The sequence below is a fragment of the Microbacterium sp. CCH5-D1 genome, assembly GCF_001557335.1.
GTDB classification, from domain to species: domain Bacteria; phylum Actinomycetota; class Actinomycetes; order Actinomycetales; family Microbacteriaceae; genus Microbacterium; species Microbacterium oxydans.
Map to the genome: position 1 here is coordinate 1 of NZ_LSJW01000317.1, position 12,567 is coordinate 12,567.

Consider the following 12,567-nt stretch of genomic DNA (forward strand, 5'->3'; position numbering starts at 1 on the left):
CCTCTGTGCGGGGACGGGGAGACAGCGGGTGCGGGGGAGAAGCGACGCCGTTGTACACCACGTGCGAGCGCCGGGCCAGGGCGGGGAGCGCGGTGCGGATGGTGTCCAGACTGAACCGGCTGTTCACGAGGGTCTGATGGGAGGCCAGATGGGGGGAGTAGAGGAGAGCATTGACGATCCTGTTGCCCGAGGCCTCGGCTTCATGCACGTGGCTCACGGTGCGGACTCCGCGCAGCCGGGCGATCAGCGGCCACTCGGGGATGATGATCGTCGAGACGTACACGACGTCGGGACGCAGCCGGCCGATCAGCCGCCAGGCAGCGCCCAGCCCTCGGAACGTGTCTCGGAACAGCCTCGGCAGTCCGCGCGGGGTGAGCAGCACTTTGCGGAGCACGAGCATCGGCAGGATGACGACCTCTGCGCCGGCCGCGCGCAACTCGTTCACGAGAAGGCCGGAACTCGGCAGAGCGACGACGACACGCACCCCCGATTCGACGAGGCCGATGGCACTCTCCAGGAGCATGCGATCGGACCCGAACATCTCGGCGCCGGGGTGGACGAGTAGGACGGTCGGTCGCTTCGACTCGTTGCTCACGAAGTGCTCGATTCGGCGCGAACGGGCGCCCAGTCCGTCGACCGTCGGCGTGCCCGCCTGGCTGAGGGGTGAATGGTCGCACCTTCGGAGATCCGCTGCGCGAGTGCCTCGTACTCGTCCGCGACATCATCCCAGCGGAAGCGGGTGCGGGCGATCTCCTGCACGGCGGTGCCCTTGGCCGCGGTCGCTGCCGGGTCGGATTCGGCGGCCATCACCTGCTCGGCGACCTGGGCGGCATCCGCGAAGAACCACCCGTTGCCGTCGAGTACCTCGCGGTTGAAGGGGACATCGAAGCCGATGACAGCGGTCCCGGCTCCCATGGCGCGCAGGAGCGAGGGGTTGGTGCCGCCCACAGAGTGGCCGTGCAGATACGTGAGCGCATTCGCATAGAGCGCATCGAGCAGCTCCTGGTCATAGACGCCCCCCACGAGACGGATGCGGTCGTCGCCGTCCGCCACACGCTGGATCTCCTGGGTGTACCCCGCGCTGTAGGGCGCCGAGCCGACGACGACGAGCGGCAGCTTCGCGTCGCTGTCGCGGTAACCCCGGACGATCTCGAGCACATGGTTCTCCGGTTCGAACCGTGCGACGACCAGGTGATACCCCTCAGGGGTGAGGTCCATCTCGGCGACGCCACGTTCCGGGAGCTGGTCGAGGATCGGGGCACCGTAGCGGATGAGCTCGGTCGGAACGTCGAACTGGTGCCGGTAGTAGTCGGCGATCCCGGGCGCATCCGCGATCAGCGCATCGGCCGTGCGCACCCCGAACTGCTCAGCCCAGCGGTAGTACGCCTTGCCGCGCGGACCCCACTTCGAGCGTCGCCATTCGAGTCCATCCATATGCAGGGCGACCGGCGCGCGGCGCAATCGCAGCAGGGGCAGGAACGGGGAGTTCGCCGCGTTGAAGACGAAGGTCGCATCCGGCCGCCGCCGGAACATGAGGTGCAGAGCCGACAGCCCCGTGTGGCTCAGCGTCTCGATCTGCTTCACCGGGATCGCGGGAAGGTGCACGACCCTCATACCGAGGTACTCCTTCTCGCGCCGCTCGGAGCCGCGGGTGTACACGACGACGTCGTGTCCGCGGTCGGCGAGACGGCGTCCGACCTCTTCGATGGCGGTCTCGAAGCCGCCGTATGCTGCGGGCACTCCTCTGGTCCCCACCATCGCGATGGTGAGGCGGTTCGAATTGCTCATCCGATCAGTATGCCCCGCTGGGCTGCACCATGACCTTGGCGGTGCGCCACATGATCTGCAGGTCGTTCATCACGGACCAGTTCTCGACGTAGCGCAGGTCGAGCCGGACACTCTCGTCCCAGGAGAGGTCGCTCCGACCGGAGACCTGCCACAGCCCCGTGATCCCCGGCTTGATGTACAGGCGACGGAAGACGGTGCCGTCGTAGGCGGTGACCTCGCTGGGCAGCGGCGGCCGAGGCCCCACCACGCTCATGTCGCCGATGAGGACGTTCCAGAACTGCGGCAGCTCGTCGAGGGAGAGCTTGCGCAGCACTCGGCCGACCCGGGTGACGCGGGGGTCGTCCTTCATCTTGAACAGGAGTCCGGCGCCCTGGTTCTGCTCCTTGAGCAGGGCGAGCTGCTGCTCGGCGTCCGTCTTCATCGACCGGAACTTGACCATCTTGAACCGTCGACCGTCGCGGCCGACCCGCTCCTGGAAGAAGAAGACCGGGCCGGGGGAGTCCAGCTTGATCAGCAGCGCGAGCACGGGAGCCAGCAGCGCGATGGGAATCAGCGCGACCGTGGCCACGGCGATGTCGAGGGCGCGCTTGAGCAGGTGCTGGCCACCTTCATAGGTGGGGATCTGCACCTGGATCAGCGGCAGTCCCTCCACCGGCGCGAAGGAGATCCGCGGACCCGCGACGTCGGTGAGGCGACTCGAGAGCACGAGCTCGGCGGCGGTCCCTTCCAGCTGCCAGCTGAGCTGCTTCACGAACTCGGGCTCGCCCTCGGGGCGGCTCGCCACGATGATCGTGTCGGCACCGACCTCGGCCGCGACCGACGACACGGAGTTCACGTTCCCCAGGACCGGGAACCGCGTGTCGTCGATCACGATGTCGCGAGCGTTGCCGTCGAGCAGCGTCGCGCCGACCACCTGGTAGCCGGAGGCGCCGATCGGGTGCAGCGTCCGGACCACATACTCCACGTCGTCCCTATTGCCGACGACGAGGGTGCGGGAGGCGAACCTCCCCTGGGATCGCTGCTTCTGCAGCCAGTGACGCCACAGCCACCTGGTCACCAGGAGAGTCAGCACACCGACGGGCAGCCCCAGCAGCAGCGTCAGTTGCATCGTCTTCCAGGCGAGCAGCACCGCCACGATGGCGATGATCCCGAACGCGAGTCCCGTGGCGTGCACGACGCCGCGGTACTCGGTGGCGCTGGCGCGGAACAACGCGGCGTCCCGCGTGTGCAGCGCGCTCAGCAGGAGGTACCACAGCGCGGCGAGCGGAATGCCGTCGCGGAGGACCTCAGGCCCGGAGACGCCGTTCGCCAGCTGGATCGCTGCTGTCAGACCGAGTGCGAAAAGGATGACGGCCGCATCCGTGATCCGCAGCTGCATCCGATAGCGACGTTCCCACTGACGGCGCCGTTCCAGAGTCGCCGAAGCGCGCGGCGTGACCACCGTGCGCGTCACCGACTTCGTGGCTCGCGGAGCCGCGACCGGCACGAAGCCCGTACGAGCGATGCTCAGGGCATCCTCGACGGAAGTCATGCCGAGGCCCCATGAGCCGTGAATGTACGCAGAAATCCCCAGTGCGACATGTGTTTCCCCAGTTTCCCCAGACCATGAACCCCACGTTCACGGCTTTCGTCTGCGTCCCGACCCCTCGGGTCCTGCTGAAACTCCCCATGATTCCCACATCACGGAGTGCGTTCTCACCGTCCCACACGGTGATCGCTGACAGCAGGCACTGCAGACCCGACTCAGTGTAGCGGAACACCGGCTGCACCGGAAGGTAATTCTGTTGATTGGATGAACGGCGGCTGCGGGAGGCGGCCGCCGGCGGGCTATCCTGTCGCGGTGACCGCGAACATCGACAATCCACGCTTCCAGCTGCGAACCATGCTGCCGCGCGACCCGGCGCAGCCGCATCGCACCGCGAGTCCGCTCGAGCTCTTCTTCGACCTCGTCTTCGTGGTGGCGGTGAGCATCGCCTCCGCTCAGCTGCACCACGCCCTCAGCGAAGGAGAGTTCCTGCACGGCATCACGTCCTATGCGATGCTGTTCTTCGCGATCTGGTGGGCCTGGATGAACTTCACCTGGTTCGCCACATCGTTCGACACGGACGACTGGCTCTACCGCGTCACGACCTTCGTGCAGATGGGCGGCGTCCTCGTCTTCGCCGCCGGCATCCCCCGAGCGTTCAACGAGGGGGACTTCACCGTTCCGGTGCTCGGGTACGTCGTGATGCGCGTGGCGATGGTGGCGCAGTGGCTGCGGGCGTCGCGGTCGGCCGGTCAGCTGCGGTCGGTGACGCGACGGTACGCGTTCGGCATCGCTGCCGTCCAGGTGCTGTGGATCCTGTTCCTCCTCATACCCACCGGCCCCCTGCAGATCGCCGCGTTCGTGCTGTTCGCCCTGATCGAGATCAGCGTCCCGGTGTTCGCCGAGTTCCGCAAGCAGAATCCGTGGCATCCGCATCACATCACCGAGCGCTACGGACTCTTCACGCTCATCGTGCTCGGCGAGAGCCTGCTGGCCTCGGCGAACGCGATCATCGATGCGCTCGACAAGGTCGAGAGTCTCGGGCCGCTGATCGCGATCTCGGTGTTGACGCTCGTCGTGACGGCGTCTCTCTGGTGGATCTATTTCTGGCCACCGCATCACCGTGCCATCTCGAGCTTCGCGCGGTCGCTGCGCTACGGATACACGCACTACTTCGTCTTCGCGGCGGCGGCCGCCTTCTCGGCGGGCATCGAGGTGGAGCTCGACGTCCTGACCGGGAAGAGCCATCTGTCGAACATCGCCGCATCGTTCACGGTCACCATCCCGATCGCGATCTTCCTGGTGGGCATCTGGTGGATCGCCATCCGTGAGAACGCGGATCGTGTCGTGAACACGGTCGTCCCGGTCGCGGCGGTGCTGGTGCTGCTCGACCCCGTGCTGCCGGTTCCGGTGACGCTCACCGCCCTCATCCTCGTCGGAGTCGTGGTGGTGCTGGTGCTGCGTCCGCCGGTCGATTCCCCGCACATAGAAAAGGCATAGCGGGCGCAGGAGCGCCTGATCGGAAGCTCCGCGACGCTGGTGGTCATCACCAACAGTTCGTCGAGGAGGAGAGCATCATGAGCATTCCGGAACCCACCCAGACCCCCGATGGTCCGGCGTACGAGGGGAGGCTGCTCGATCGTGCCGACGAGGAGGTCGTCGACCAGGGCGCGGCCTTCGACATCCGCACCCTGCTGAGCCGGCGCGGTGTGCTCGGCCTCGCGGGGCTCGGTATCGGAGCCGTGGTCCTCGCGGCCTGCACGCCGTCCGACTCGGTCGGAGCTGCGACGTCGACACCGACGCCCAGCACGACGACGACATCGGATGGCGAGTCCGTGAGCGTCGATGAGATCCCCGACGAGACGGCGGGGCCGTATCCGGGAGACGGCTCGAACGGGCCCGATGTGCTCGAGGACGCCGGCATCGTGCGTCAGGACATCCGGTCCTCGATCGACGGCGGAGCGACGGCGGAGGGAGTGCCCCTCACCTTCGAGCTGCGGGTCATCGATCTGGCGAACGGAGGCCTGCCTTTCGCCGGTGTCGCCGTCTACGCGTGGCACTGCACCGCCCAGGGAGAGTACTCGATGTACTCCTCGGGGCTGGAGGACGTCACCTACCTGAGGGGTGTGCAGGTGGCGGACGCCGACGGCAGGGTCTCGTTCACCTCGGTGTTCCCCGGGTGCTACTCGGGCCGCTGGCCGCACATCCACTTCGAGGTGTATCCGGATGTCGGCTCGATCACCGACTCGACGGCGGCCATCGCCACCTCGCAGCTGGCACTTCCGGAAGCGGCATGCGCGGACGTCTACGCCGAGTCGGCCTACGACGGATCCGCGAGGAATCTGTCGCAGATCACGCTGGCGAGCGACAACGTCTTCGGCGACGATTCCGGAGCGCTGCAACTGGCCACGGTCACGGGCGGCGTGCAGGGCGGGTATACGGCGACGCTCGTGGTCGGCATCGATACCGAGACAGCTCCCGCCGCGGGCGGAAGTCAGGGCGGGCCAGGCGGCGGCCGGCCGTCGAGCTGAGCCACATCGGGGCTCCTGAGGTCGAGAGGGGAGATCTGCTATGCTTGTCGAGCAACGTGTGTGCATCGCCCCTCTCGGCCGCCACGTCGCCACTGATCAGGGCCATCACGGACCGCGCACATCGATGCGTGCGGAATCCGCCCTCGGTCTCACATCTTGCGGAGCGCCACGCGTGTCCGCCACACAGCAATGAGTATGACCATGAGCAGCACCACACTTCCCCCTTCCGACCCGTTGACCTGGAAACGGGCCGACGTCGATGTGCACGTCGCGACGCGCGGCGGCGAGTTCGCAGGCTTCGTCGAGTTCGACGGCAGCGCGCACCTCGTGCGCGACAATCACGGCACCGAACTCGGAGTCTTCGATTCGCTCGATGCCGCCTTCCGCGCCCTCGAAGACGCGAACCGACCCTCTCGGTCGACCCCCGACTTCCCCTCGATCCTTCCGCGAGCGTGGCGACGCCGGACCCGACGCGCGCGGGCCTGAGCCCCCTCGGACATCCGCAGCCGGGCTCGGCTGAAGGGTCGGCGAGAGGTTCCGATGTATTCCCTGACGCGTATAGAGCTAGGGCTACTGTGAGGTAAGCGTTGGGCAGCTGCCTTGGGCTTTCACAGCTCAAGGGCTCCGATCGTCAGGAGAAGATCATCTCCCTCACACAGATCGAACCGACCGCGGCAACGCTGGGTCCGATTCGTCAGACGTATTCCGGCAACGCAGACTTCCCTCCCATGGCGAAGGCGTACAAGCAGGTTTCGCAGGTGGTCAAGGAGACCGGGCTGCTGCAGCGGACCCAGTGGTTCTACATCTTCGTGGCCACCGGCATCGCTGTCGCGCTCGGCGGTCTCATCACCGGCTTCATCCTGCTCGGCGACAGCTGGTTCCAGCTGCTCATCGCCGCAGGGCTCGGCATCGTCCTGACGCAGATCGCGTTCCTCGGGCATGAGGCCGCGCACCGCCAGATCCTCTCCACCGGGCCGGCGAACTTCAAGCTCGCCCGCATCGTGATCGCCAGCATCGGCATGAGCTACTCGTGGTGGGACTCGAAGCACACCAAGCACCACGGGAACCCGAACCAGGTCGGCAAGGACCCCGATATCGAAGTCGACACGATCTCGTTCCTCGAGGAGGATGCCGCCAAGTCCAAGGGCCTGATCAAGCTGATCACCCGCAAGCAGGGCTGGCTCTTCTTCCCGCTCCTCACCCTCGAGGGGCTGAACCTCCACTTCCTCGGCCTGAAGTACCTCATGACGACGAAGAACGTCAAGGGACGTTGGACCGAGCTGAGCATCATTGCGCTTCGGTTCGCCCTCATCCTGGTGCCCGTGTTCATGATGCTCCCCCTCGGTATGGCTTTCGCCTTCATGGGGGTGCAGTTCGCGGTCTTCGGCGTCTACATGGGGGCCGCGTTCGCGCCTAACCACAAGGGGATGCCGATCATCGAGCCCGGCGCCCGTCTCGACTTCTTCACCAAGCAGGTGCGCACCTCCCGCAACATCAGCGGTGGATGGTGGACGACCTGGCTCATGGGCGGCCTCAACTACCAGGTGGAGCACCACCTCTTCCCGAGCATGCCGCGACCGCACCTCGCGAAGGCGCGGGAGATCGTTCGCGACTACTGCGCGGCGAACGACGTGCCCTACACGGAGACCAGCCTCGGTCGGTCCTACATGATCGTCATCGAGTACCTGAACCGGGTCGGTCTCTCCGCCGGAGCCGATCCCTTCGACTGCCCGGCAGTGGCGCAGTTCGGCCGGGGGTAGCCCCCAGACATCACCGGGCCTGATCAGTCCGGGAACGACAGAGGCGCGAGCAGGAATCCCTGCTCGCGCCTCTGTCGTTCGTGCGTTACTTTGAGGACTTCTTCTTGGTCTCCACCACGTCGATCGTGATCTTCTCGAGCGGACGGTCATCGTCAAGTTCGTCCTCGAGCACCTCGTCGCCGAGGAAGGTCTCCTCCGGCGCCTCGTCGGCGACCGCAGCTTCGGGAGCCGGGGCGGCAGGCGCGTCCGCTCCGGTGATCTCCGTCGGCAGCGACTCGTCGGAGAAGATGCCGTCGGGGCGGATGAGTTCGCGCACCTCCGCCATGAAGCTCGACAGCTGCTGCTGCTGCCACCGCAGCTGGCGGGTGCGGTCCTCCGCGTCGTGCAGCACGGCAGTGGTGTGGCCGGTGACCGAATCGACGATCTTCTGGGCCTTGGCGCGTGCGCGCTCCAGGGTCTCACGTGCGCGGACCTGAGCCTCGGCCTCGATCGCCTGCGCCTGCGAGCGGGTCAGGCGCTCGTAGTCCTCGGCGCGTGCAGAGATGCGCTGGGCGTGCTCGAGCGAGGCCGTGACCTGCTCGTTGGCGTCGTTGGTGATCCGCTCCGCGTGCGCCACCGCCTGGTTGTGCAGCACCAGGAACTCCTGCTGCGCGTCGTCCTGACGGCGGGTGAGGGTCTCCTCGAACTCGAGCACGCGGGCGTTCATGTCGCGCACATCGCGCTCGGCATCGGCGCGCAGCTGGGTCGTCTCACGGGTGACGAGGGAGCGCAGTGCTGCCGCGCCCTTCTCGGCCTCGGTGCGGATCGCCGTGGCCTCCTGAGCGGCCTGGTTCACCTTCTCCGCGGCGTGCGCGGCCTCGCGCTCGATGCGCGCCTCGTGAGCCGTGTACTCGGTGTCCATCTTCAGGCGCACCTGGTCGGCGTCGCGCTGCGCCTGGTCGGTGATCCGCTCCGCGTCGGCCTCGGCCTCGGCGCGCTGCGCGGCCACCTCCTCGCGAGCGGAGGTCATCAGGCGATCGGCCTGCACCGCGGCGTTCTGGATGAGGACGTTCGCCTGCTCTTCCGCGACACGGAGGATCGCTTCGAACTGCTGGCGCGACGGGGCCTCCTCGCCATCGGGCTGCGGGGCGTCGACGAGCTCGGACGTGAGTGTCGCGACCTGCTGCTCGGCGTCGGAGGCCTTGGCATTCGCGGCCGTGAGCTCGCTCTCGAGCGCCTCGCGAGCCTTGCGCTCCTCTTCCCGCACCGCTTCGACGGCTTCTTCTTCGCGCGCCTGAGCCTCGGCCACGTCTGCGGCGGCCTGCTTGAGCTGGTTGCGAAGCGCGGAGAGTGCGGCGTCGACCTCGCCCTTGTCGTATCCGCGGAAGCCGATGGTGAACGCGCCCTGCTGGTCGCGGGGCGAGGTCTCGATCAGCTGGTCGAAGAAGTCCGGCGAGCGCTCGCCGTCACGGTCTGCGGTTCCGGGGGATTCGCTCATGGGTATTTGCCTTTCTGGCGTGGCCACACCGGGAGCGGCGGCTCCGTCCCGTCAGTCGGGACCGTGTGGACCGGAGGAGGTCGTCAGGGCGCACGCCACCACCGTGACCCGGCGGAGGCCCGGCGGGCGGGGCGCGCCCTCCAGCCTAGTTGCGTCTGCGGTTTGTTGTGCGTCCGTGTTTCGCCTGCATCGGCTGAAGGCGCGTGACCCAGGTCAGGGGGCCTGCACCCAGCGGGCGTTCCGGTCGTCGATCGTCTCGCCGCGGACGTAGCGGATGGGCTTTCCCTCTGCGACCGTGACCTCGTGGGCTTCCGCCGCGGCGGCGACGCGTGCACGCAGCTCCGTCCAGAACTGAACGGTCTGGGGAAAACCGAAGTAGTCGCGGAAGGTCTCGATCTGCATCCGGGTGCCCTCGGTGACGGGAACGAGTCGGACGAGCGTGTCATCGGGTTCGACGAAGCGGATGCCGTAACCGCCGTCGCTGCGGATCACGTACTCCCGTTCCTTCCCCGCCATCGCGGAGGCGATGATCTCTCTCGCGCGCGGCTCTGGTGCGTGGATCACCAGAGTGGTGCCGAGTTCGCCGAGCGCCGTCTCGAGCTTCTCGTCCGCGAACTTCTTTCCTGCCTTGGCTCCGGTTGCAGAGGCACGGCGACCCATACGACTCCTGAGGATCGGGCCGCCGATGATCAGCGCGAGGATCGGCAGACCGAGCAGGAGATAGGGGGCGGCATCCACGGGCACAGCGTAGCCGGATCCGCGGCGGGTCCTGCGGAGGTACTCGGGGTCAGGCGGGGGAGATCAGATGATCGAGCACGAGTTCGCCTGACGCGTTGAGCGCCTGCATCATGTCGGCGATCAGTCGCGGATCGATCGCCGGAGGCTCGGCGGCGTCGTACCCGAACTGCAGCGGGATCGCCGGATGGATCCACACGGTGGCGCGCTTGTCGACCCCGCCGTTGACCGGGAGCCAGGTCATCATGAAGCTCTCCTGGCGGCGGAGCTTGGTCGAGATGACGATCTTGAGGTGCGCCAGAGTCGCGTCTTCGATGAGGATCGGATCCGAGGTCCCGTCGTAGCGGAGTCTGCCCATGTGATCACGGTACACCGGCGCACTGCCTCTTCTGCGGCCCATGCGCAACCCCCTCTGCGAGCCCGGATGTACTCGTTACCGTCTCAGCATGACGACAACGGAATGACAACGAGCGGAGGACAAGGTGCAGACGATGGCGCGCACGCGGATTGCGCTCAATGAATCAGAGTTCTTCCTGGCGCAGGGGGAGGATGCCGTCGAGCTGAGAGGTCGGATAGAGGAGGCGATCCAGACCGGAGGCGGGTTCGTCGAATTCTCGGTGGTGGGCAATCGCTCGGTCAGCGTGTTGATCTCCTCGGTCACACACGTCGTGATCTCAGTCGAGACGGTGGAATTCGACGCGCGGGACACCGGCGACAGTGCGGTGCCGTACGGCGGGGAGTACGACCTGCTGTGATCGCGGTCGGGATCACAGGGCGGAGCCCGGGCGGGCGACCGGTATCGGCGTAGGGTGGCGGCATGGTCGGTCCCACGTTCGAGGAGATCGCAGCCGTGCTGTACTCCGACGCCCCGGAATCGTTCGTGGCGTCGCGCAAGGCCCGGGCGGGGGAGGCTGATCCGGAGCTCGCCTCCCGGATCCTCGCTCTCAGGAAGCCGTCGATCGCGGCCTGGGTGGTGAACGTGTTCGCGCGCGAGCGGGCGGCGCAGCTCGGGGAGGCGCTGGAGCTCGCGCGAGAGCTTCGCGAAGCCCAGGACGACCTGGACGCGCCGGCGCTGGCGAAGCTGGGACGGGAACGCCGTGCCCTCACCCGGCGACTCGCCCAGGCCGCAGGAGAGCTGGCCGCAGCGCGCGGGGAGCGCGTGACGCCGTCGACGCTCGAGGCGGTCGAGCAGACCATCTCGGCGGCGTTCTTCGATCCGGCGGCGGCCGCAGCCGTCGCTTCCGGCCGACTGCTGCGGGTTCTCGATCCCTCGGCCACGGCGAGCGAGATCCGTGAGGCGGTGGCGGGCGACGTGCCAGACCATGAGCCGGCGCCGCGACCTCCGACGGATGAACTGCAGGCGCGACGGGCGCGTCGGGACGCCGAGCGGGCGATCGCGGCGGCGGAGAAGGAGCACACGGTCGCGGAGCGCGAACTCGCACGGAGGGATGCGGCGCTGCAGAGGGTGCGAGCGCACATCTCTGAACTCTCGGACAGGACCGCCGAACTCGAGGCCGAGCTCGCCCGCGCCCGCGCCGATGCCGAGCGCGCCGAGGCCGAGGTGTCGCGCGCAGAGGCGGAGCGAGCTGCTGCGGCTCAGCGCACGGAAGTGGCGGCGCGCGATCTGGAGCAAGCGCGGGAGGCTGCGGAATCGCTGTGACGACGACGGGGCCTTCCACTTCGCGACGAGCGCTCGACGCGAACCCGTTTCGGTGCGTTCACCGCATCTCGGAGCTGTGGGCGGCGAGGAGAGCATCGTCGACCAGCTTCGCTGCCGCGCTGATGGCGGGCTGACCGTCTTCGATGTCCCACAGGGTGTTCTGCAGCAGGCGGGCACGGGTCCAGGCGGCAGCGCGGTGGCGGTCGAGGTCGAGCATCTCGGTGAGGATGTCAAAGCGTCGCCGTACGAGCCGGGGTGCATCGGTGGGGGCGGGATCGTCGCTCCACCCGCTGTCGAGCGCGGGCCAGAGGTCGAATCCGGGATCGCCGACGAGCGGCTCCGGGTCGATCGCCAGCCAGGGTTCGCGGTCGGCTGCGAGCACGTTGCCGTAGTGCAGGTCCCAGTGCAGGAGGCGGTCGCCGGTGTCATCGGCCACCGCCGACACCGTGTCGACCCATCGGTCCAGCCGGGACCGGTCATCGTCGTCGAGCACGCGCGCTGCCGCGGCAGCATCGTCGATCATCTCGGCGGTGACCGTCGCGAGCGGGGGGAGCCCGTCCGGGGCGGCCACAGCGTGCAGGCGTGCGAGGAGGCCACCGACCACGCGGACGGCAGCATCATCATCTTCGACGGTCTCCAGAGCGCGGTCTCCCTGGAGGCGTTCGAGCAGCATCCCTCCGCGGTCGGCATCACTGTCCAGCAGGCGGACGATGCCGGCTCCCTGCCAACGGGTGAGGCCGATGATCGCAGCCGTGGTCTCGGCGCGGGGGACCTGCAGCTTCAACGCCGCGGGCGTTCCATCGGCACGGCGCACCGGAACGAGGACCCCGGCCTCTCCCGATCGGACCGTGCCTTCAGGGCGGAGCTCCCACCGCTGCAGCAGGTCCAGGGCGATGCCCGGTACGTGGGACACCCATTCCCGGGTCGCGTCGTCCCCGGGCCGGAAGCCTCGGAGGGCTTCGACCGGGATGACGGACGACTGCTCGGGACGCATACGGACCAGTTGATCACAGGGCGTCGGTGGAAAGGTCTCGCCGCGGGCAAAGCAAAACCCCCGCCATGTAGAAGCTAGGCGAGGGTTTCTGGAGTGA

The 12,567-nt window shown here is 67.7% G+C and carries 13 protein-coding genes; 6 read left to right on the forward strand and 7 right to left on the reverse strand.

The features are described from left to right. The 3 genes from AX744_RS19455 to AX744_RS19465 all read right to left on the reverse strand — a co-directional run. The coding region (locus tag AX744_RS19455; RefSeq protein ID WP_157543662.1) for a glycosyltransferase family 4 protein at window positions 1-595 on the reverse strand (595 nt) is incomplete at its 3' end. Further along, window positions 592-1,788: a glycosyltransferase gene (locus AX744_RS19460; protein ID WP_061018774.1), complete on the reverse strand. Its 1,197-nt coding sequence runs from the start codon at window positions 1,786-1,788 to the stop codon at window positions 592-594. The genes AX744_RS19455 and AX744_RS19460, both read right to left, overlap by 4 nt. A 4-nt stretch (window positions 1,789-1,792) precedes the next feature. Continuing rightward, a complete protein-coding gene (locus AX744_RS19465; protein ID WP_061018776.1) occupies window positions 1,793-3,319 on the reverse strand; it encodes a sugar transferase in 1,527 nt (508 codons plus the stop codon). A 351-nt stretch (window positions 3,320-3,670) separates the two neighbouring features. Between AX744_RS19465 and AX744_RS19470 the strand changes: the two genes are divergently transcribed. The 4 genes from AX744_RS19470 (at window position 3,671) to AX744_RS19485 (ending at window position 7,604) form a co-directional block, all read left to right on the forward strand. Continuing rightward, the gene (locus AX744_RS19470; RefSeq protein ID WP_061018789.1) at window positions 3,671-4,813 is read left to right on the forward strand and encodes a low temperature requirement protein A; all 1,143 of its coding nucleotides are present in this window, start codon (window positions 3,671-3,673) and stop codon (window positions 4,811-4,813) included. 77 nt (window positions 4,814-4,890) lie between these two features. After that, entirely contained in the window at window positions 4,891-5,844 is a 954-nt protein-coding gene (locus tag AX744_RS19475) for an intradiol ring-cleavage dioxygenase (RefSeq protein WP_061018778.1), read from the forward strand. Window positions 5,845-6,045: 201 nt separating this feature from the next. Further along, on the forward strand, window positions 6,046-6,330 hold the full coding sequence (locus AX744_RS19480) for a hypothetical protein (protein WP_157543663.1): 285 nt from the start codon (window positions 6,046-6,048) through the stop codon (window positions 6,328-6,330). Window positions 6,331-6,485: 155 nt separating this feature from the next. Beyond that, window positions 6,486-7,604 carry a fatty acid desaturase family protein gene (locus tag AX744_RS19485; RefSeq protein WP_307723518.1) on the forward strand — a complete coding sequence of 373 codons (1,119 nt, stop codon included), beginning with the start codon at window positions 6,486-6,488 and terminating at the stop codon, window positions 7,602-7,604. An 85-nt stretch (window positions 7,605-7,689) separates the two neighbouring features. On the opposite strand, the gene AX744_RS19490 is transcribed toward AX744_RS19485, so the two are convergent. The 3 genes from AX744_RS19490 to AX744_RS19500 form a co-directional block, all read right to left on the reverse strand. Next, window positions 7,690-9,081, reverse strand: coding sequence for a hypothetical protein (locus AX744_RS19490; protein ID WP_046746759.1), 1,392 nt, complete (start codon window positions 9,079-9,081; stop codon window positions 7,690-7,692). A 213-nt stretch (window positions 9,082-9,294) separates the two neighbouring features. Beyond that, complete coding sequence (locus AX744_RS19495) at window positions 9,295-9,819, reverse strand: hypothetical protein (protein WP_231728855.1); 525 nt, start codon at window positions 9,817-9,819, stop codon at window positions 9,295-9,297. Window positions 9,820-9,868: 49 nt separating this feature from the next. Then, the gene (locus tag AX744_RS19500) at window positions 9,869-10,174 is read right to left on the reverse strand and encodes a DUF7882 family protein (RefSeq protein ID WP_046746757.1); all 306 of its coding nucleotides are present in this window, start codon (window positions 10,172-10,174) and stop codon (window positions 9,869-9,871) included. 133 nt (window positions 10,175-10,307) lie between these two features. Between AX744_RS19500 and AX744_RS19505 the strand changes: the two genes are divergently transcribed. After that, window positions 10,308-10,571, forward strand: coding sequence for a hypothetical protein (locus AX744_RS19505; RefSeq protein ID WP_218867944.1), 264 nt, complete (start codon window positions 10,308-10,310; stop codon window positions 10,569-10,571). A gap of 62 nt (window positions 10,572-10,633) precedes the next feature. Continuing rightward, window positions 10,634-11,476, forward strand: coding sequence for a hypothetical protein (locus tag AX744_RS19510; protein ID WP_061018784.1), 843 nt, complete (start codon window positions 10,634-10,636; stop codon window positions 11,474-11,476). A 58-nt stretch (window positions 11,477-11,534) separates the two neighbouring features. Here the strand turns inward: AX744_RS19510 and AX744_RS19515 are convergent, their stop codons facing one another. After that, entirely contained in the window at window positions 11,535-12,470 is a 936-nt protein-coding gene (locus AX744_RS19515; protein ID WP_061018787.1) for an aminoglycoside phosphotransferase family protein, read from the reverse strand. Between the last annotated feature and the right edge of the window lie 97 nt (window positions 12,471-12,567).

What these genes read in the sequence shown, in the direction of transcription:
- AX744_RS19490 (WP_046746759.1), bottom strand. Translation starts at nt 9,081, where the DNA reads ATGAGCGAATCCCCCGGAACCGCAGACCGTGACGGCGAGCGCTCGCCG.
- AX744_RS19460 (WP_061018774.1), bottom strand. Translation starts at nt 1,788, where the DNA reads ATGAGCAATTCGAACCGCCTCACCATCGCGATGGTGGGGACCAGAGGA.
- AX744_RS19510 (WP_061018784.1), top strand. Translation starts at nt 10,634, where the DNA reads ATGGTCGGTCCCACGTTCGAGGAGATCGCAGCCGTGCTGTACTCCGAC.
- AX744_RS19480 (WP_157543663.1), top strand. Translation starts at nt 6,046, where the DNA reads ATGAGCAGCACCACACTTCCCCCTTCCGACCCGTTGACCTGGAAACGG.
- AX744_RS19470 (WP_061018789.1), top strand. Translation starts at nt 3,671, where the DNA reads ATGCTGCCGCGCGACCCGGCGCAGCCGCATCGCACCGCGAGTCCGCTC.
- AX744_RS19505 (WP_218867944.1), top strand. Translation starts at nt 10,308, where the DNA reads ATGGCGCGCACGCGGATTGCGCTCAATGAATCAGAGTTCTTCCTGGCG.
- AX744_RS19465 (WP_061018776.1), bottom strand. Translation starts at nt 3,319, where the DNA reads ATGACTTCCGTCGAGGATGCCCTGAGCATCGCTCGTACGGGCTTCGTG.
- AX744_RS19475 (WP_061018778.1), top strand. Translation starts at nt 4,891, where the DNA reads ATGAGCATTCCGGAACCCACCCAGACCCCCGATGGTCCGGCGTACGAG.
- AX744_RS19515 (WP_061018787.1), bottom strand. Translation starts at nt 12,470, where the DNA reads ATGCGTCCCGAGCAGTCGTCCGTCATCCCGGTCGAAGCCCTCCGAGGC.
- AX744_RS19500 (WP_046746757.1), bottom strand. Translation starts at nt 10,174, where the DNA reads ATGGGCAGACTCCGCTACGACGGGACCTCGGATCCGATCCTCATCGAA.